This is a genomic window from Anaerosolibacter carboniphilus (assembly GCF_014205875.1).
Classification (GTDB): domain Bacteria; phylum Bacillota; class Clostridia; order Peptostreptococcales; family Thermotaleaceae; genus Anaerosolibacter; species Anaerosolibacter carboniphilus.
The window spans coordinates 1-20,261 of the sequence record NZ_JACHEN010000054.1 but is presented as its reverse complement, the minus strand read 5'-3'; the positions used below and the strand labels follow the sequence as shown (position 1 = coordinate 20,261).

The 20,261-nt window shown below is 40.3% G+C and carries 11 protein-coding genes, 1 tRNA gene, 1 other RNA gene and 1 riboswitch; of the genes, 5 read left to right on the top strand and 8 right to left on the bottom strand.

Annotated features, from left to right (window positions below; genetic code table 11):
* Nucleotides 1–143: 143 nt before the first annotated feature.
* An RNA gene (gene ffs, locus HNQ80_RS24775) (signal recognition particle sRNA large type) lies at nucleotides 144–408 on the bottom strand.
* A 22-nt stretch (nucleotides 409–430) separates the two neighbouring features.
* Nucleotides 431–519, bottom strand: a tRNA-Ser gene (locus HNQ80_RS24770).
* Between the two features lie 481 nt (nucleotides 520–1,000).
* Between HNQ80_RS24770 and speD the strand changes: the two genes are divergently transcribed.
* Together speD and HNQ80_RS24760 are read left to right on the top strand one after the other, a co-directional pair.
* A complete protein-coding gene (speD, locus tag HNQ80_RS24765; protein ID WP_184313808.1) occupies nucleotides 1,001–1,819 on the top strand; it encodes an adenosylmethionine decarboxylase in 819 nt (272 codons plus the stop codon).
* Between the two features lie 134 nt (nucleotides 1,820–1,953).
* Nucleotides 1,954–4,305, top strand: coding sequence for an ATP-dependent DNA helicase (locus HNQ80_RS24760; RefSeq protein WP_184313806.1), 2,352 nt, complete (start codon nucleotides 1,954–1,956; stop codon nucleotides 4,303–4,305).
* Between the two features lie 94 nt (nucleotides 4,306–4,399).
* Here the strand turns inward: HNQ80_RS24760 and HNQ80_RS24755 are convergent, their stop codons facing one another.
* The 4 genes from HNQ80_RS24755 to HNQ80_RS24740 are packed head-to-tail and all read right to left on the bottom strand — an operon-like array spanning nucleotide 4,400 to nucleotide 12,209.
* Complete coding sequence (locus HNQ80_RS24755) at nucleotides 4,400–4,963, bottom strand: HD domain-containing protein (protein ID WP_184313804.1); 564 nt, start codon at nucleotides 4,961–4,963, stop codon at nucleotides 4,400–4,402.
* A 38-nt stretch (nucleotides 4,964–5,001) separates the two neighbouring features.
* Nucleotides 5,002–6,051, bottom strand: a complete 1,050-nt coding sequence (locus tag HNQ80_RS24750; RefSeq protein WP_184313802.1) for a flavodoxin family protein — start codon at nucleotides 6,049–6,051, stop codon at nucleotides 5,002–5,004.
* On the bottom strand, nucleotides 6,048–7,295 hold the full coding sequence (locus tag HNQ80_RS24745; RefSeq protein ID WP_184313800.1) for a Rossmann-fold NAD(P)-binding domain-containing protein: 1,248 nt from the start codon (nucleotides 7,293–7,295) through the stop codon (nucleotides 6,048–6,050). Before HNQ80_RS24745 ends, HNQ80_RS24750 begins: the two co-directional genes overlap by 4 nt.
* Nucleotides 7,296–7,307: 12 nt before the next feature.
* The gene (locus HNQ80_RS24740) at nucleotides 7,308–12,209 is read right to left on the bottom strand and encodes a cytidyltransferase (RefSeq protein WP_184313799.1); all 4,902 of its coding nucleotides are present in this window, start codon (nucleotides 12,207–12,209) and stop codon (nucleotides 7,308–7,310) included.
* Nucleotides 12,210–12,502: 293 nt separating this feature from the next.
* Here HNQ80_RS24740 and HNQ80_RS24735 point away from each other — a divergent pair, with 293 nt between their 5' ends.
* Nucleotides 12,503–12,847 (top strand): LysM peptidoglycan-binding domain-containing protein, encoded by a 345-nt coding sequence (locus tag HNQ80_RS24735; protein WP_184313798.1) that lies wholly within the window; start codon nucleotides 12,503–12,505, stop codon nucleotides 12,845–12,847.
* Nucleotides 12,848–12,895: 48 nt separating this feature from the next.
* On the opposite strand, the gene HNQ80_RS24730 is transcribed toward HNQ80_RS24735, so the two are convergent.
* Both HNQ80_RS24730 and HNQ80_RS24725 read right to left on the bottom strand, forming a co-directional pair.
* Nucleotides 12,896–15,019: an immune inhibitor A domain-containing protein gene (locus tag HNQ80_RS24730; protein ID WP_207727183.1), complete on the bottom strand. Its 2,124-nt coding sequence runs from the start codon at nucleotides 15,017–15,019 to the stop codon at nucleotides 12,896–12,898.
* Between the two features lie 468 nt (nucleotides 15,020–15,487).
* On the bottom strand, nucleotides 15,488–16,657 hold the full coding sequence (locus tag HNQ80_RS24725) for a GGDEF domain-containing protein (protein ID WP_184313796.1): 1,170 nt from the start codon (nucleotides 16,655–16,657) through the stop codon (nucleotides 15,488–15,490).
* 251 nt (nucleotides 16,658–16,908) lie between these two features.
* On the opposite strand from HNQ80_RS24725, the gene HNQ80_RS24720 reads away from it, so the two are divergent.
* Together HNQ80_RS24720 and HNQ80_RS24715 are read left to right on the top strand one after the other, a co-directional pair.
* Entirely contained in the window at nucleotides 16,909–18,453 is a 1,545-nt protein-coding gene (locus HNQ80_RS24720; protein WP_184313794.1) for an FAD-dependent oxidoreductase, read from the top strand.
* Nucleotides 18,454–18,659: 206 nt separating this feature from the next.
* Nucleotides 18,660–18,745: riboswitch (cyclic di-GMP riboswitch) on the top strand.
* Nucleotides 18,746–18,875: 130 nt separating this feature from the next.
* On the top strand, nucleotides 18,876–20,138 hold the full coding sequence (locus HNQ80_RS24715) for a sensor domain-containing diguanylate cyclase (protein ID WP_184313792.1): 1,263 nt from the start codon (nucleotides 18,876–18,878) through the stop codon (nucleotides 20,136–20,138).
* Nucleotides 20,139–20,261 lie beyond the last annotated feature (123 nt).

The window sequence follows — 20,261 nt, the reverse complement described above, 5'->3', positions numbered from 1 at the left end:
TTTGGATTATTGCATTTTTTGCAGGATTTAAAAGCAAATGTAAAGTTTTCATTATACTTTGTGAAATTTCAATTTCATGAGCGTTTCCTAGATATTAAAAAAAACATGTAGATTTTCTCTACATGTCATTTACATATGGATAGCCGTGCACCTATCGTTGATAAGTTGTTACAGGCGTTACCTGAACAGTTAACTCAGACCAAGCGCCCCCGCGGCACACGAGAGTGCCTACTTACCGCTGCTTCCTTCCGGACCTGACGGGGTTCATAAGTTCCCGTTGCGCAGGACCCAGTCTTCCTCGCCACTTAACCAGGGCAGACCCAACAACAACAGACCGCCGATAGGAATTCAATCCTGCTACAGCGGGTTGCAGGTTACAGGACACCGCTACCTCCCCATCTAGCACGGCAAACTTTATAAACTTTTTAACTGGCGGAGTGGGTGGGACTCGAACCCACGGGGCCTAACGGCCTTACACGCTTTCCAGGCGTGCCCCTTAGCCAACTCGGACACCACTCCATCATATCTCTCACCAATTGTCTTTCGGAGAACATATATAAATATACCATATAGCTTGCTCAAATGCAAGGTTTAAAAATCTGCATCTTTTAGAATTTTTTTCTAAGTCGATTCCTTCTCTACTTTTATATTCTCCAATTATCTGCAGCATGGGACAATACCCCTCTTATAATGCATGCTTTATCGATCTCAGCATCAATATATAGTATATGTCGAAAGTTACCCACAACATTGTGTGGATATATAGTCCTTTCTGTTGATAACTTTATATTTTCCGGTGGTTATTCACATCTGCTTTCCCTTCCTTATCTAGAGGTTTATGCATCCTATAAAAATGCAATCCTCCCACCAGGAAAATTTCAAGAAAATTCCTATATACTTAGCCCTTGATATATTTTTATAGTCGCGTTATAATAATAATCGCAAACATTTTTTGAGGAAGTACAAATATGGGGATAGAAAGCATTGTAAGGAGGAAGAAATGGACATTAAATCTATCAAAAAATTAAAACTCCATGGTTTTAATAACCTAACAAAAACACTAAGCTTTAATATGTATGACATCTGTTATACAAAAACTACAGAGGATCGCAATGCTTATATCGAATATATTGACGAGCAATATAATGCAGAGCGGCTAACCAATATCCTAACGAATGTATCCAATATTATTGGTGCCAATATATTAAATATTGCGAAGCAGGATTATGATCCTCAAGGGGCAAGTGTTACCATATTAGTATCTGAAGGTCCTGTGAATATCGAGAATTTAGAACATGCCTCCGACAATGAAACGCCAGGTCCTCTTCCAGATGTGGTTGTTGCACACTTGGACAAAAGTCACATTACCGTTCATACCTATCCAGAATATCATCCAGATGAAGGAATCAGTACCTTTAGAGCTGATATTGATGTATCTACCTGTGGACATATTTCACCTTTGAAGGCATTGAACTATCTGATTCATAGCTTCGATGCTGATATCATGACCATCGATTATCGGGTAAGGGGCTTTACTAGGGATGTGACAGGTAAAAAGTACTTCATCGACCATAAGATCAACTCCATTCAAAACTATATGGGTGGCGACTTCAAGGATCGTTACCATATGATCGATGTTAACGTCTATCAAGAAAACATCTTTCATACAAAGTGTATATTAAAAGAATTCGATTTAGACAATTATCTATTTGGAATAACAAAGAAAGATATTCTACCAGGTGAAAAGAAAAAGATCAAGAAGAGATTAAAGAAGGAAATGGATGAAATATTCTACGGTAGAAATATTCCAAAAGTTTAAATCATCATATAGGACAATCAAAGGGCTTTGGCTGAAAAGGTATACTTCAGCCAAAGCCCTTTCTATTTACATTGAAGTAATTATATTGTATCTTAGGATTATTACCAAAACTTTTAGAAAGGGCGGCACTGCCCATGGCTAAAAATAATGAAATTAAAATATCTGTTCGTAATCTGATAGAGTTTGTTCTCCGCAGCGGTGATTTGGATACCCGTTTTATGGGAAGCAGCAGGGCTGTGGAGGGTACCAAAGCCCATGGTAAGGTACAAAAATCCTACGGGGAAAATTATACGCCCGAGGTAACCCTTCGTTATTCCATTCCATATCAGGACCTTCTGCTTACGGTAGAAGGTCGTGCCGACGGCATTCTTCAGGAGGAAAATAGGGTTATCATCGATGAGATCAAAAGCACTACCCAGCCCCTGGATGTGATCGATGAAAACTATAACCATCTACACTGGGGCCAAGCCAAATGCTATGCATATATTTATGGGCAGGAGCAAGGTTTAGACGAGGTCGATGTGCAGCTTACCTATTACCAATTGGATACCGAAGAAATCAAATATCTAAGAAAGACTTTTTTGCTCCATGAACTGAAGCAATTTTTCGATGATTTGATTGCCCAATACTTCTCTTGGGCAACCTTTACTCACGACTGGCAAATAAAAAGGGATACATCCATCCACGCCCTCTCTTTCCCCTTTGAAGCCTATCGGAAAGGTCAACGAGAGTTTGCCAAAGCAGTTTATCGCACAGTGGTAGACGGCAAGAAACTTTTTGCCCAGGCTCCTACAGGTATTGGTAAAACCATATCTACCCTTTTTCCTACCATAAAAGCCATAGGTGAAGGTCATACATCCAAAATTTTTTATCTTACAGCCAAAACCATTACCCGCCAGGTGGCCGAAGAAGCCTTTTACAAGATGCACGGCAGAGGACTTCTTTTTAAATCTGTTACTTTAACAGCCAAGGATAAGATTTGCTTTCAAGAAGAATCTATCTGTAATCCCGAACACTGCGAATACGCCCGGGGGCATTTTGATCGGGTAAATGAGGCCCTAAGAGCCATTCTGCACCAAGAACAACTTCTTACTCGAGAGAAAATCGAAGCCTATGCCAAGGAATACCATATATGTCCCTTTGAATTTTCATTAGATCTCACCTTATGGGCCGATGCTGTGGTGTGTGACTACAACTATGCCTTTGACCCCAGAGTATATCTTAAACGCTTTTTCTCTGAAGAAGGAGGCGATTATACCTTTTTGGTGGATGAAGCCCATAATCTAGTAGATCGTTCTCGGGAGATGTTCTCCGCTGAACTATACAAAAGACCTTTCTTAGATTTAAAAAGGGTATTTCAATCAAAGGCTCCTTCGATTGCCAAAGCCTTAAATCAGCTAAATAAGAATATGCTGGTATATAAAAAATACCTAGAGGAAGAAAATCAGCCTATTCATAAGGACAATCCAAAGGACTTGTACCCGCCTTTGCATAAATTTATGAAGGAAGCAGAGGAATGGCTTACAAAGAATGAAAATCAAGAAGGGTATGAGGAATTATTGGAACTATACTTCTCCTGCCATGCCTTTCTGAGGATTGCAGAGTTTTATGATGAACGCTATGTCACCTATGTGGAGAAGGTGCAAAAGGACATTAAGGTTAAGCTATTCTGTCTTGACCCATCCTATCTTCTTCGGGATGCCCTCCGCCGGGGTCGATCGGCCATATTGTTCTCGGCCACCCTCACGCCCCTGCCCTATTTCAGAGAAATTCTAGGTGGGAATGAGGAGGACAAGCTATTGAGACTCCCATCCCCTTTTGATAGGAATAATCTCTGCCTATCCATTGCGAATCGTATTTCTACCAAATATAGAGCCCGCGAGGATAGCTACGAGGCCATTGTGGATTATATCCACCTCACTGCTCAGCAAAGAAAAGGCAATTATTTCGCATTCTTCCCTTCTTATCAATATATGGATCAAGTATATCAACGGTTTATTGAGAAATATCCTGAAATCAAGACCTTGCTCCAAGGAAGCTCCATGGTGGAGGCGGAGCGAGAACAATTTTTATTACAGTTTCAGTCTAATAGTATCGAGAGCCTTGTTGGCTTTGCTGTCCTTGGAGGAATCTTCTCTGAAGGAATCGATCTGGTAGGAGATCGATTGGTAGGTGCCATCATCGTCGGTGTAGGCCTTCCCCAAATTTGCTTAGAACGGGATATTATCATGAATTATTTTCAGGAGAAGAATCATCTGGGGTATGAGTACGCCTATATGTATCCTGGTATGAATAAGGTGCTTCAAGGAGCAGGCAGAGTCATCCGATCCGAATGGGATCAAGGGGTTGTACTGCTTATCGATGAACGGTTTCGGCATAGTCGCTATCAGAAGCTGTTCCCCCAGGAATGGTCTAATCCCAGCTTTGTTCGTGATCTAAAGGAGCTGGATCTTACATTGGAATCCTTTTGGAATCCTAACAAATAAGTTTTCAATAGGGTTCATCTGGTATCTTATCACATGAAGAGCATCTGTCATCATATCAAAAAAGTTATCAACGAAATCGTTGATAACTTTTTGTTTATAATCCTAATTGATCGGAGATACCACACATAGCTTGAAGGGATAACGCTACAAATTCTTCGAAAGGAATTCCCAATTCTTCGATAGACAGCATGGCTTCCCGGTCTGCCCCTGCTGCAAAGCGCACTTCCTTCATTCGCTTGGTCACAGATTTCACCTTTACACTACTCACCTTCTTATCAGGATAAACCAATGCAATAGCGGTAATAAAACCTGTGATAGGATCGGCCGCATAGATGGCGCGATCCATGGTGTTGGTAATAGCAACGCCGGTTTCCTTATTGTGGGCACAGATGGCATGATACATGCTTTCGTTGCCTATGCCAGCTTCCTTTAACAGTTCTACCGCTTTTGGTCCATGGAGCTTGGGGTTAGCCTGATAATCCACGATGTCCGCATCCAGATCATGGAGCAGTCCAGCCATGGCCCACGCTTCTTCCTTATCGGGCTCTATTTTCTTGGCTAATTCCCGCATCACCGCTTCCACTGCATAGCAATGCTTGATCAAATGCTCGCTTTTCAGATATTCTCCCATCAATTCCAATGCTTTTTGTCTTTCCATAGGTTTTATACACCCTTTCTTTCGTAATCATTGCACTTTTATGCTTTTATCTCTTCCAGCAAATTTTCTGCAAAAACCTTGGCCTGTTCTTGAATGCCCGGCACTATCTCAATTTCCCCCGGATCATTGGCTGTAGCCATCAGGGCAAAGTAAGGAGGAAGGCGAAAACTTTTGTTCACACTCAGAGCACTGATGAGCTGCTTTGCCACAGAATCACTGCCTGAGTTTCCAGATACAATGACGGCAAACATACTTTTATCATAGAACTTTGTTCTACGGTAAAGTACCGTCATTCGATTGATGACTGCTGTGAGCTTTGCAGAAACTGCATCATTATAATTTGGACAAATCCACACCACAGCATCGGCCTTTTCGATGGCAGGCAGAATTTCCTGGACAATAGCCCCCCCGTAAAAGCAGGAGTTTCTTTTGCTAAAGTGTTTACAGGTGGTATAGGAACACCCCTTACAATCCACAATCGTTCCATTTTCCACGTGTAGCTCCTGAATATCTTGATCCTGGAGGTATCTCTTTACCATGTTCCAAAGCTCTAAGGTATTGGAGGTACTATGGGCACTGGCGTGGAGTACTACGATTTTGGGTTTTTCAATCTTAATCGGTTCATCCTCAAGGAGTGTTGTTCCCAGCCTTCTACAAAGCTCCAGGCACACCTCCTCCAATGGTTTATGAAGGTTCTTCTGCCAGGTGCGAAGATTCGTCAGACTTCCCGTGGCCTCCACCAATGGATGCCCTTGAAAACGGCATCCTAACTGATTGGCAGTAAAAATCACATTCTGAGCAATACTTCGGGTAAAGAGTTCCTGCTCACAATGAATCATTACTGCCCCCTGGGCACCTAAAAGGGCATCCTCTCCTCGCTCCCAAAGAGCCGATAAGATTTCAAAAAGTTGAATATTATAACCTGCGCCGTTGAGTGCTATGGCAAAAATAATCTTTTTATTTCTCAAATCTGGTAGTTCCTTGGCATCTCGGATCATGACAGTTTCTCGCCCTTCGGTAGACGCTCCAACCATCTTCCATAGAAAATCTGAGCTATTTCCTGGCATAATCACATAAGCCCCACTCATAAGATCTCCTCTAGCCGCTCGTAGGTAGTCTGGAGTCTTTCTACCAGCGCCTCAGGTAAAGGCAGCTGCTCTATCTCTGTGCCTGCAGAAGTAAGTCGATTTCTTGCGCCCATGTAGATTCCTCCCATAAAAGTGGCACTATAATGCCATTCTCCTCTGATGGTGGATAAGATAGACAAGCTTCCTGAAGATAACGCCGGTGCAATATAGGGCTTAAAGCCTGTTTCCCTCACTTCCAGGTTGGCGTTTCTTGCCTTTACTGTGAGATACAGAGATAGATCTTCATTATAATTATCAATGCTATCCGCAATGATCAGGTCCTTTCCATGGGGTCCGTACGCGCGACCTTCTCGGATGTAATGACTGGTTTCTTGGCTTTGTTCCGCGTAAAAGGCTGCTCTGGCATGCATGACCCCTAGGCCATAACCTCGGATTTGTTCTGGAGCTAACCCATGATAGTCTAACTCCCCAGTCTCTGGATTTGTATTACTATCGATGAAAACCGATTTACACAGAGGATCCACTGGGTCTGATACCACTGCAAAGATTCCCTGAAATCCTTTTTCTCTTGCCATCTTTACATAAGGCTTCATCATCTCCCGATTGCCCTCAAACTGTATCATCCTCACATCTCTGGCATCTTCACCTACAGCTGGTACTCCAGTACTGGCACAGAATACAAACATATCACAATCAAAGAGTTTCTCCTTCGGTATCCCTACGACAGGCGGAAAGCTCATGGTTTCATTGGCAGATAGAATCTGATTGGCTTCATACTCCCATCGTTTCACCTTTTCTTCCCGACGATCATAAATGCCGATCTCAGAGATGGCATCTCCTCCAAGCAGCCGTAGTCCTGTGATCAATGTTCCCCCCACATCTCCTAAACCAAAGAGATGAATCCGCCATTTTTGGGGATACTTTTGGTTTAAAGCCGATTGCCAGCTTGGATAGGCTGTATTCACTGCCATGACTTTACCCGCCCTTATTCCATCCAGCAGCCAAGCTGGTACCTTCCTTTCAAAACCACCCTGACACTGGAGCAAATGGATACCCTCTGCTTTCAAGAACATCAGAGAAGGATCTGAAACACAATAGCTTCTTCTCCATTGACCAGGTGCTCCTTCCAGCAAATAATACATCCTATCTTGATGTTGAGCAGCTCTTTCCTCCGGTATCCTTTGAAAAGCTAAGCTTTGAGAATGGGAAATAAGGATGCTCTCTCCCAATTGATAATAATACATTTGTCACTCCCCCTATTCTAAGCACATTCTCTTCAAACGCTGTAGATGCTCTATATCGTTCTTCAAATAATGGGATGGGTTCAAATTGATATCGTAATACACGTCCTTGCCATGATCTGGATATCGAGGTGATACAAAAACCTCTCCCAAATGGGCCAAAGTGAATTTACGCTCGTGAACTCTCTGATATTCTGCCTCGACAGTAGCCATAATATCCATGGCATTTTCCAGACAGACCTCGGATAAATGATAGATGGCTTCCTTAGATGTCCCTTTTATAAATCCTGGATAGGTGTAAGGCAGGATAAAGTTCACAGAAGGAATCAAATTTCGCTCTGGATAATATCCTCGCCATAGGGTATCTCCACTGATAAAGGGGTACAGAAGACTCTCATTAAACCACACCCGCAGTTTTGGAATATAATAGGCATAATCCACCTCTCGATTCTGCATATCCATCAATTCTTTTCCTCGATCAGACAAGACACCCACCAGTACTTTTTCCACTTGAACATTTTCATTCTTCAGCAGTGGATCTAGGGCCTTCAGACGATGGCCTTGAACCAATATATCATCTACAATAATCACAGGTCTATCGAAGGAGCGCAGCATCCGTACCTGATTTTCCAAATTCAAGTAGTAAGGGTAGGCTCCCGTCCTATAATCCTTCATATCTGTTCCAAATTGGCGATCCGTATGCAAAGACTTGGTCACTGTATTGGGAATGATAGAGCCATGGAGCATCATCCCAAAAGCAACACACATCATGGGCCCTAAAGTTCTTGGCACTAAAGGTGTTGTGGGTACACCATTGATTTCACACACCTTCTTAATAAGATTTTCATTCATCATCGCTCGATCAAAAGCCAAGACCAAATTTCCAGGATACAGCTTTACAATAGCCTCCTGGAGTCTTTTTCTTGAACGCCCCATGGCCTTCTTCACTTCTTCGCTGCTTCTAAAGGGCTCCTTGATGACCGATTCCATTTCTAGTCCTAATGTACAAGGTGTTGTCATATCCACTGCCAAAATCTTATGATTTTCATCCTCTAGGGATATAAAACCTTGAAGCACCAAGGTATCATACAAATTTGGCGACACATATTTATCCACGGTATTTTTAAATACTGCATAGGTATAATCTTTGGCTAAATTATAGGCCAGCGTCTCCGTGAGAAGCACCTGATCCAGGTTGTCAAACTTTTCTTGATCACCTGCAAAAATACCGTCTATGACGAGGATTCTACCGATGGCATTTCTTCGAATGTATCGAGAAATCTCTTCATTTTTAAATTCCTTATACAGCATGCTGGAACGAACCCAATGAAAAGCAGAGAATCCAAGGATCTTCCCATGTCTGTCTGTGCTGCGAAGGAGCAATATCTTTGGACTTAATTTTTCAGATAACTCATGAAACTGTTCCAAAGATTCCCTGGGATTCTGGCAGAACTGCTCCGATAAATCCTTAAACAGCTCAGGTGTAAAATCCTCCACCTCTACAATTTCTACAGAAACAGATTTTATCTCCATGAGGGTTTTGTATTGAGGCTCACGTCTATACAGGCCCTTGGCGTAAATGTATTTTTGCACCAGAGGGTCCATGAGATTAGAAGTATCTCTATTTTCATCAATATAATTACGAATCTGAGTCGAACTGATATCCTCATATTGCTGAGGTAAAGACAAACGTATCACTCCCGCAGAAATACGGTTTAAAGCCTCTACCATTTCCTGTCCTCTTTCCAGTCCAATACCAGTCACCCGCTCAAACAGAATATGAGGGAAGGTATGAATAGAATGGTTTCTTTGGACCTCTCGATAAGCAGATGCATTTAATACCACATCACTGCCTACCACCACATGGACATCCGCATCGGGAAAGTTCGCTCTCAATCCCTCTAAGTCCTTGGGATTTGCGATATTTGTAGGTAAATCCTCTGGATATAGGTAAATACCTAGCTCATTTGCCACTGACATCTTGATAATATTCCGTCTGATGAGATTGGCTTGGGTTCGTTTAGACCATGAAAATTCATCCACAGCCAAATATACCTCATACCCTAGATCTCGAATGGCCTTGGCAATCTCTTTATGGCTTAGGGTAAAGGGGTCAAAGGTTCCTGGGAAAAAGGCAACCCGTCCTTGCGCTTGCACCTGAACCTCACCCCGATAGAACTTGCAGTCGGAGATAAACCTGTAGATATGGTTCAGACCTGCAGAGTTATTCAAAAACGCCAGTTCTTTATCCTCCATATTATCAGAAAGCAATGTAAGAATTTTTTTGGCCATGAGCTGGAATATATGGTACTTTTCCTCAAGTTCCAGTTGGGCAGAACCAAAGATTCCTTTCCCAATAACTCGGAAGGCCACCTGCTTTGTTTGCTCTTTGTAGTTTGCCATCCCATTGAGTAAAATACCCAGCATACGAATCAGACGGTTGGTATAAGCCCCGTCCTCTTCTTGGAAAAACTCCCTATACTTTGGATAGTGCTCAATAGCAATACCGATGGTCTGCAGAAGCAGGGAATTAATTTGAGTATTAGAGATTTTTACCTTATCCATTAAGTCATCGATAATCTCATCTAACTCCACCGGTTGTAAATAAAGGATCAGTCTTCCCAAATAATCAGGGATATGCTTTGTAAATTGGTATCCCTCAATCTCTAAAGCTCTCAGCATCTCTATGGCAATATCATTTTTCTGTTCTAATGAGAGATAGGGGGCGATGCCAATAAGGGCTTCCCCTGCTCGCTTTCTCACACTTTGACTGGCACTCACTTTAATCAAATTACAATAGTGCATGGCCGTATGAAGCCCTGTATTTCTCTGATAATCCAGTGTGTAGTCCAGGATAAATTCCACTTGGGCCTTTTTGATGGTCCAATGGGTAGCAGTCTTCAAGTTGCTCAAGAAAAGATCCGATGTCCTCCCAAGATCTTCTTTATACCGCTTCTCCAGCTTTTCTATATAGAATTCCCCTAATTTAAACATTCTGGCTAACTTCAACTTCATATAGTTCTCTACAATCAGAGCAGAATCATGGATGACACCCACGAGCATTGCCTTTAGTCGTTCTACACAAGTACCGTCTTGGTGAAGCCTGCTGAACAAATAGCCCATGGCTTCCAAGGCAGAAATGCGAAGAGTATCTTCTTCTCGTTGTAGGCCAAGCTCTATAAAGTCCAAAAGGATTTCAATATCTTCATTTTCGCAGTAATATATGGGAATATGCTTTATAGCCTCCAACTGATAGATTTTCGTATTTTCATCTCCTGGTTGTTCATCTCTGTAATAGTTCAACAAGGTTTTTATATATTCTCGTATTTGACCCTTACGGCATTGGCTAAATATGGAGGTCACCACATTACTCAAATTATAGCCAATCCATTTACGATGAATGGACGTCATCTTTCGATCAGGATAAAGAATCAGTTGAAGGTACTTATCAAAAATTCCATAGCCTGGCATCTCCGCAGGTTTTAACTGCACATCCTTCGGTACCTCTTTCCGATATTCTTCATCAAACAAAGCAATCAGTACGCCAATAAGTTCTCCGCACTGCTTTCGAATATCATCCTCTGGATGTGTCAGCAGTTCATATAAAAATTGTATGGTGATCAGCTTTTGTTTTTGTGTTAGGTAGGTTGAATATTCTTCGATCACATTTAAATAGCCTCGCAAACGATTCAACTCCACCTCACTTCGGGCGATTTCTAAAATACTATTGAGGGAGGATTCGTCTCTTAACATATACATCAATCTTATGTTGTGATGGATAGCCAAATGCTTTAAATGTTCCACCACTTCTTCACCCTCCATCAGAGCATAATTCTTCTGTAATTTTTTCCTGTTTTCAGGTTCTTGATGCACCTCTCCTACCTCTATATTGACACCCAGTTGAAGCATATATTTCTCAAAATCCTCTAGCTTTGCATAAACCCGTCGATAGCGCTGCTCTTTGGCAGCATCTACATTATCCAGCTTCTCCAATACCACTTCAAAGGAGTCCTTCAGGCTAAATATATGCATCCCTGTACCTTCAGTTTTTCCATCCTTCTTTTTCACACGGAAGTCACAATAGATTAAAATTAAAGATTCTAAGGACAAGTTCTCCAGTTCCAAGTCCCAGGTGGAATGATTGATGGCCACATTTCGAATATACACAATATCATGACCTTTAAACCACTCTCCTGTGTAATAATAGTGAAGATAGGGCACCCGTTTTACCTCTACCCCTCTACAACCATACTTACCAATGTCATGGCCTGCAGCTGCCCCCGACACCCTTCCCAGGTCTATCGGCACACCTGCTGCCTTTAGCTGTCTCCCCACATGAAGGGCCAGATAGTGGACACCGCAAATATGATCAAGGGTACTAAATCCCTTCACCTCATAATTTAATTTCATCATCTCGTAAATGTAATCGTGATCAAAAGCTTTTTTAAATGCCCGATACTCCTCGGGATTTTCCAGGGCCTCCTCTTCCTCCTCCGTTAAGAGCTCCAATGGATACAGACTTTGCCATGTGCCATCTCTGGAGGTTTTTTGGAAGTTTGAAACAACTCTCAATACCTGTAAATAAAGGGTACTGGCTTTTTCCAGATGTTCTTTCAGTTCAATCTCCACAGCCCCAGGAAAGCACTTGCTCAAGGTATATTGAAAAATATATTCTAACCAATCCTCTGGGGCATCCCCTTCGGTAACTTCCAGCATCATATCTTCACATAGCTTTAAAACCATTTGACAGGTATAAATCTCCATGGCCACCATTCTTTGGATTTGCTCAATAAAGGAACTGTCTTTTATATATTTTCGGACCTGCTTGTGCTGCAGAGAAAACTCTTGTAAAAAATTGGGGTGCAACAAGACATTGACAATCTGATCATATAGCTTGGTGGAGGCTGGGTAGAACATGGCCTATCACTCCTTTGTTTGAAATTTCAGATGATTATTGCTAAAAAAATTCGATTTTGCCTCTTACTTTCTTTTTTGTCTTTATTCCCTAATTTCATCATTAAAGACCGACGTATTATATATATTTCGTTTAAAAAGAAAAATACCTTTTCGTTATAGCCTAAAAGGATAACAGAATTATTATTTATTTTAATCCACCCAATCCTTATTGTCTATCTTATATATTTTCCATACCTATAGCACCTTTTTATATCACCAAAATATATTAATATGGTAGAAAGGATGTGATCCATATGATGAGACAACCCACAGCCCCGTTAGGCTCCTTTCACTATACAGTGGAAGTCGGGGATACCCTGTATGGTATCGCCCGTAAATTTAACACTACCATCTCCAACATCCGTGTCTTTAACCATATCCCGAATCCCAACATAATCTACGTAGGGCAAATCCTTGTAATTCCTGAATCCCCAGCCGAAGCCATCATCTATACCGTTCAACCTGGAGACACCTTGTATAGTATCGCCCAGGCCCATGGCACCTATGTAAACAATCTGATTATCTTTAACTACCTTACCAACCCCAATCTAATCTATCCAGGTCAGCAATTAGTGGTCACAGCGTCTTTACAAGGGTAAAATAGAGGCTGCAGAAAGATCTGCAGCCCCTAAGCATTCATTTGAATATTATTTTTTACCTTTTGACGGATTTGTTTTATTATTCGTTTCACTACTTACATTAGATTTCCTACCTTTTTTACTCTCGCTCTTGGTCAAGATTTCATATGTAAAGTTTACCGTCCCCTTGGTTCCTTCCGGTGCTGCAAACCATATGATCATGTAGTTCTTTCCTTCACTAAATAATTGCTTAAGCTCAAGGGCATCATCTTCACTTACATTAAATGGATCAACATTTACTACTTTATAAAGAGATGCTTTGCTTCCCTTCCCTAATTCCTTCTCATTGATAAATGTTACCGCATAATCAACATATTTCTTATTGATCTGATCGATACTATATAAGCCTTCTATAGAACTACAGTCATTTTCATATCCAATAGCTGGAATTGAAATATTATCTATGTACCAACCTTCTTCTGTTGTACCCCAGTCAGTCATATAATTGAAGTTTATGAGTATTTCTTTCCCTGCATAAGGAGCAAGATCAAATTGCTCGGATGTCCAGTCATGATTACTTCCTGTAAATCCAGGAATATTTTCTTTGATTGTAGGATACCCTTCATCTACAATATCACTTCTTGTATTCTCATTGGCTAAACTCTTCCAAGTCTGACCATCATCTTCAGATACCTGTACTATACCAAAATCCCATTGTTCTTCAATATCATAATAATGATCAAAAGCCAAATATACTTCATCTGTAACAGTTTTCAAGTCTGCCTTTAGGATTATCTGATTTGATTTCTCATCTCCTCCATTTCCCCAAAGTACTTGTTTTCCATCTTTCTCAACTACCTTCCAAGGTGAAGAAAGAAAATCTGTACCGTCGAAAATAATGCTTCTAATTTTCTCAGCATTATCTAATACTTTGTAGTCTCCGCCCCAAGCTGGTACACCATCTTTATCGAATTCCAAGGCCTTTTCATAGTTTACATGTAAATCAATGCTCTCAAAGTTATATATTCCATTTTGCGGCTGGGAACTATCGATTGCTACAGCTATCGTAAACCTTCTAAATAATTCTTCAAAATCTATACCCGTTTTAAACGCTTTTAAAATCTTATTGACACTTGATATTCCATTATCTTCATCTTGCGCTAATGCTTTAACAAATTCTTTCCCATAGTGGTCATTTAAGTAAACCTGCATCAAATATGCCTGCCCATAATCTGCTAAGGTCTCAGGACCTGTTTCATACGAATAATACTCATCCCATTCAATTAATGAATTTTCTGGATGATCTAAGAAATAGTTCACATGACCCCAAGCATGTTCACCAAAGCATAAATATTCTGCAAAATCTGACATCCCTTCATTAATCCATGTTTCTTCATCTGGATCATTATCTGCATGAATTAGATGTTGGAATTCATGGGCCGTAGTTGGAAGGAAAGTTGTTTCTAATCTTGTATTCCAATCCTTAGAATCGATAGTTATGATATTTCTATCAATATATCGCTCTAATGTTCCCCAATAAAAGCCAGCTACGAAAAAAGGATATGTAGGATCATAATACTGTTCATCGATGATATTGTCTACTAGAATAATAACTTTGTCACTTCCATCCTCTGAAACATAATATCCTTCTGGCACATATCCAAGTTCTGCTAGGGTAGAATTACTACCATCATGGCTATCTGGTGTACCAAAAAATGCTGTATCTGTAAGATACACTTTCTCTTCAAAGGTATCTTTCATTCTATCTACCTGCTCTTGTGTGATGATATGGGCAGGCCTATCATCAGGAAAAGATAGATCATTTGCTACCCAAACCTCAACATTTTCACCTTGGCTCCTTAAGGTAAATTCTTTAAATCCTAATTCATAGTTTAAGAAATATTTTGTTCCACCATCAAATGTAAAATTGCTGCTTTGATTTTCATCTGCTGCTCCTTCTTCTTCATCAAAATTAATTCCTTTAGCACTTTCTTTCATCTTTTTTTCGGCTTCTTTCATAAATTCTTCATTATTTTCTAAACTTCTTAGTTTCCCTCCAATATCGATGGTGTCTCCATATCTAGTCGTATCAAATCCTTTTTCTGCTGCCTGAGCCTTTACTAAATTTGCAGGCATCGCAACGCTCAAAATCAAAGTACAAGCTGTAACAATCGATAATATCTTTCTTTTCAATTTACATTCCCCTTTCCTTGTATTATTTCTTTCAATAATTTCTTATTCTTTTTTCTTATGTCATGGGCATTCCCCCTTTTATCACTGTCCTACCTTTTTTATACATAGCTGCATTCTTTCAACATATAGTTATATACATTAATAGCCCAGATCCTATCTCATTTCTATACTATTAATGTTTTAGCCCATACTGCGATAACCTTTGTGAAAAATGCATTTTTATTGATTTACTAAACTTTTTATACACTCAGAAAACGAATAATATGTAAAAATATTTTTATATAGTTATCCAATATTCTAAACTTGTCCTTGTACAAATTTTGTAAAAGTAGCATGTCCTTTTTGCTCTATTTTTGTAATTGGATATCAAAAAAATAGAAAAAGAATCCTTTTATGTAAAAGGATTCTTATACCTATCTGTATTTTCAACTGTTTGAACGCTTATAGTTCTAAATGCCTATTTTTTTATTAGATCTCTCCATGAGATACTGCATTTCTTCCCCTTCGCTTGGATCGATAGAGTCCTTGATCTGCTTTGGAAATCAGTTCTGTTACCGTAGTGCCATCCTTATCGTAGACAGCAATTCCTATAGATACGGTAATCTTTGGCTCACAAGCCGTGCTGACCTGCTGTCGAAGGCGCTCCGCCACCACCTTGGCTCCCTCCACAGAAATTCCCGGGAGAATGATGATAAACTCATCGCCTCCATACCGCCCCAAGTAGTCCACCTTCCGCAAATGCTCCTTTGCAGACTGAGCCAAAGCCTTGATACATTGATCACCTACCACATGTCCATAGGTATCATTGATCTTTTTAAAATGGTCTATATCAAACATCAAAATGGTAAACGGCTCTTGTTTCTTAGCCACCATGTGCTCTAGGATTTCAAGAATTGCCGCCTTATTATAGGCCTTTGTTAATCCATCCTCCTTAGAAGCATTTAATAATTTCTCATTGGATAGCTGCATCATAAATAATTGTTTTTCCACCTGCTCATGGAAGGCTGCCTCCAGTTCTGCCTTATAGCCTTCAGCTTTCTTTACATGAGCTATCCACCGCTGGTGAGCCTTTCGATAAAAATACATGTAGAAGCTCAAATAGGCAAAAAACCTAAGCATCAGTACCAAAATGGTGAAAATCCTAACTTCTGACCACATAGAAAAGAAAGCGCCTATCATCAGAGCCACAAATCCTCTAAAAAGAAGTCGATCCCTTTGTTTTTTATAACTCAATATCCCATTTAAGAAGGCTAGTACACCCACAAGAGGAGTCCCTATGGTGTATAGCAAATATCCTTCTACCTCCAGCCAAAATAACAGGATGGATAATCCAATAGGAAATATGAGCGCCACGAGACGCAAAATCACAACCTTTTTCCGATTCAGCCTGAGAATTAAACTCAAAAATATGAAGACCATCAAGCTGACCTCAGTCAGTATCAGCATCACCTCCATGTTCATCGCTTTCAGTAAAGCGTTTGAGGCGATACAGAAGTAAAGGGGGATGAAAAATAACGTACCCAAAAGACCCGTTAAATGGTTTCCTTTATGAAATGAAATGGTAAAAACAAAGATAAGAAAAGAAAAACATAAAATTATTAAATACTGAATTTGATTGACATTACTAAGATCAAGCATGTCCATCCCTCTTCATTTGTATATTTTGTTCCTAGATCATCCCTCTTTGTCAAAACTTTCGTGCATTTTATAGCTTTAGTATATCATCTCATACAAACATCATCAACAACTAGGACGAAAGCATCGTTCATTATAAAGCAAAAGTACTAGGCAACTGGAAAATTTATGAATATTTTTTTGTATAGACGCAAATCATAGATAGGATAGTTATTTTTATATATGATATCGGAATGAATACAAGGAGGAGTTATATGAATCATACCAAGCAAGACGGAAAAATATTCACTACACCTCCCCAATCCTATTGGATTACCTCTACTCCACAAACAGATTACCCAACCTTGAAGGAAGATGTAAAGGTAGATGTAGTGATCGTAGGGGGCGGTATGGTAGGGATTACAGTAGCATCGCTCTTGAAGAAGGAAGGCCTAACGGTAACTGTGGTGGAAGCTGACCGAATTCTTCAAGGTACAACAGGCCACACCACGGCTAAACTGACTTCTCAACATGGACTTACCTATGACAAACTGAAAAGTCAACATGGAAATGAAAGAGCAAAGCAATATGCAGAAGCTAATGAAACGGCGATTCACTTCGTAGCGAACACCATCAAGGAAAAGCAGATTGATTGCGATTTCTCTTGGCAACCAGCTTATATATACACCCAATCAGATCAGTATGTGAAAAAAATTGTCCAAGAGCTAGAAGCCGCTTCCAGTTTAGGTATCAAAGCTTCTTATCTCGAGGAGACTCCCCTGCCATTTCCAGTCAAGGCAGCCATACGCTTTGACGACCAGGCTCAATTCCATCCAAGGAAATTCTTGTTGGCCCTGGCAAAGGAAATTCCCGGCGAAGGCAGTCACATTTTTGAAATGAGTCCAGTAGTCGACGTGAAGGATGGGAATACTTATACAGTCATTACTAGAAATGGCGGAAAAATCACTGCTGAAAAAATGATTGTAGCCTCCCATTATCCATTTTATGATATCCCTGGCCTTTATTTCGCCAGATTATATGTTCATAGATCCTATGTTCTTGCCGGGAAAATCAAAGAGACTTTTCCTGGCGGTATGTATATCAATGCTGAATCGCCCGCTCGATCCCTGCGATCTCTGCCAACAGAGAATGGAGAGTTGGTAATGTTCATCGGAGATCATCATAAAGCTGGCCAAGGGGAAGATACCATGAACCACTATGAGCATTTAAGGGAGTTTGCTCAGCAGATCTATACCCTGGAGGATATTCCCTACCGCTGGTCTACCCAGGATTGTATGCCCCTTGATCATGTTCCCTATGTAGGTCAAATTACATCCTTTAAACCCAATGCCTATGTGGCTACGGGCTTTAGAAAATGGGGAATGACCAATAGTATTGCATCATCCATGATCATTCGGGATTTGATTATCAAAGGGGAGAGTCCCTGGGCTCCTGTCTATGACCCATCCCGTTTCACACCCATGGCTTCAGCAAAAAATTTTATTGTTGAAAACCTGGATGTAGTTGGCGAGCTATACGCTGGAAAGATATCTCCTGTCCCCGATGATGTGGAGGTTAAGATTGGAGAAGGAAAGATTGTAGAAATTGACGGTCATAGATCTGGCGCTTATCGCGATGAAAAAGGCACCCTCCATCTTGTAGACACTACCTGTACCCATCTAGGATGTGAGCTTCATTGGAATGCTGCGGAGAATTCTTGGGACTGCCCTTGTCATGGTTCTAGATATAGCTACAATGGGGATGTCTTGGAAGGTCCTACTACAAAACCATTGAAAAAGCTAACCATTCATCAGCATTAATATCCCCTATGGATAGACTAGGATACGGTTCTTACTTCTATATCTAGTCTATTCATATTTTGTAAACCTTCCCTTTAATGACTTATCGTATAAAAATATTTTTAGGAAATAATTACTAAAAGCTGGATTTTTTTGAAAATTTCATTTATAATTTATTTAGGCATTTCTTCCTATTGACATAGGGATATACACCTATAAAATAACGCTGTCGATAATAGCAAACCTATTGAAAAGTAGGGACGCAAAATCATGGGTCTAAGGAATTTTATTCTATGATTGCCAGATTGCCGAAACATGTATGGATGTTCTATTTCGCTGTTCACTTTAGTGAAATAAAGCGATATAATAGAATTATTGACACGGCTATGGCAATATAGCTGTTTTTTTATTGTTTATTTCTATAACTTGAGGTGATCTATGCCATGGAACCGAGATTAATGAGAATGTTGGACAATATTGCAGATGCTTTCTTTTTTCTGGATTTAAATTTCGATTTTATCTATTTAAATCGTCAAGCCCAAGGCATCTTTCAAAAAGATCGTGCACTACTTATTGGCAAGTGCATATGGACCGAGTTCCCACTTCTTATTTCAACACCTCTTTACCGTGAATTTCGTGAAGCACTAAAAAGTAAAGAATCTAAAATATTAAAATATAATTCCACCCCTTCCAATCGTTGGTTTGAAGTTCGTATTTATCCTGATGATGATGGTCTGATGGTATATTTTTTTGATATTACGGATCAAAAGAAAAGCGAAACTCAGCTTTACGAAAATACGGAGCGCTTTCGTGCTATTTTTGAAAACTCTGCTATTGGTATCGGTGTTGTTGATCTGGATGGTAAGCCAGTGGAATGTAATCATGCCCTATTGGATATGCTTGGGTACACCATGGATGAAGTCTCCAAGACAAGCTTTGTCGATTTAACCCACCCTGACGATGTGGATAAGGATCTGACACTTTTTCATGATCTGCTTCTTGGCAAACGGTCTTCTTACCAAATCGAAAAGCGATACATTCGCAAAAATCATCAAGTGATTTGGGCTAGGCTTACTGTATCTCCTATCTTCAACGTTCAGGGGGAAATCCAATTCATTATGAGCATGACGGAGAATATTACAGATATGAAAATTGCTGAGCAAAAACAGCGGGAGCTCACAAAAGAGTTGCAGCGACTTTCTGCCTTGGATGGTCTAACAGAGCTAAACAATCGCCGTGCCTTTGATGAATTTTTTAATCAAGAGTGGCACCGCTGCCTCAAGGATGGATTGCCTTTGTCCCTAATTCTATTAGACATTGACGGCTTTAAAAAGTATAATGATACCTACGGACACCATGAGGGCGACACTTGTTTAAAGACGATTGCAACTACATTAAAAGAGGCCCTTCATGAACCCAATCATTTTATATGCCGATATGGCGGAGAAGAGTTCGCCGTCATTTTATCCGATACAAATCAAGAAACTGCAGAAATGATAGCTGAGTCGCTTCGGGTCTATGTGGAAAGTCTTCAAATATACCACCTCTATTCTCACAGCGGAAAATACGTAACGGCTAGCCTAGGGGTATCGACGATCATTCCCAGCATATTTTCCAATCCTCAACAATTACTCAAAAATGCCGATAAAGCGCTTTATGAAGCTAAGGATTACGGTCGTAACCAAGTTCGTGTATTTAGTGCATAACATAGAAAAGAAGGCACATGGCATGTGCCTTGAGACTGTTGACAAAGTCCACCCGAAAGGGTGGATATTTTTTATGTGTCAAAAAGGGATTACGAAGTTAATGTAGAATATATAAAGTGAGGT

Coding starts and splice junctions, on each gene's coding strand:
- speD (WP_184313808.1), top strand. CDS start 1,001: ATGGACATTAAATCTATCAAAAAATTAAAACTCCATGGTTTTAATAAC.
- HNQ80_RS24740 (WP_184313799.1), bottom strand. CDS start 12,209: ATGTTCTACCCAGCCTCCACCAAGCTATATGATCAGATTGTCAATGTC.
- HNQ80_RS24720 (WP_184313794.1), top strand. CDS start 16,909: ATGAATCATACCAAGCAAGACGGAAAAATATTCACTACACCTCCCCAA.
- HNQ80_RS24745 (WP_184313800.1), bottom strand. CDS start 7,295: ATGTATTATTATCAATTGGGAGAGAGCATCCTTATTTCCCATTCTCAA.
- HNQ80_RS24755 (WP_184313804.1), bottom strand. CDS start 4,963: ATGGAAAGACAAAAAGCATTGGAATTGATGGGAGAATATCTGAAAAGC.
- HNQ80_RS24715 (WP_184313792.1), top strand. CDS start 18,876: ATGGAACCGAGATTAATGAGAATGTTGGACAATATTGCAGATGCTTTC.
- HNQ80_RS24725 (WP_184313796.1), bottom strand. CDS start 16,657: ATGCTTGATCTTAGTAATGTCAATCAAATTCAGTATTTAATAATTTTA.
- HNQ80_RS24735 (WP_184313798.1), top strand. CDS start 12,503: ATGATGAGACAACCCACAGCCCCGTTAGGCTCCTTTCACTATACAGTG.
- HNQ80_RS24760 (WP_184313806.1), top strand. CDS start 1,954: ATGGCTAAAAATAATGAAATTAAAATATCTGTTCGTAATCTGATAGAG.
- HNQ80_RS24750 (WP_184313802.1), bottom strand. CDS start 6,051: ATGAGTGGGGCTTATGTGATTATGCCAGGAAATAGCTCAGATTTTCTA.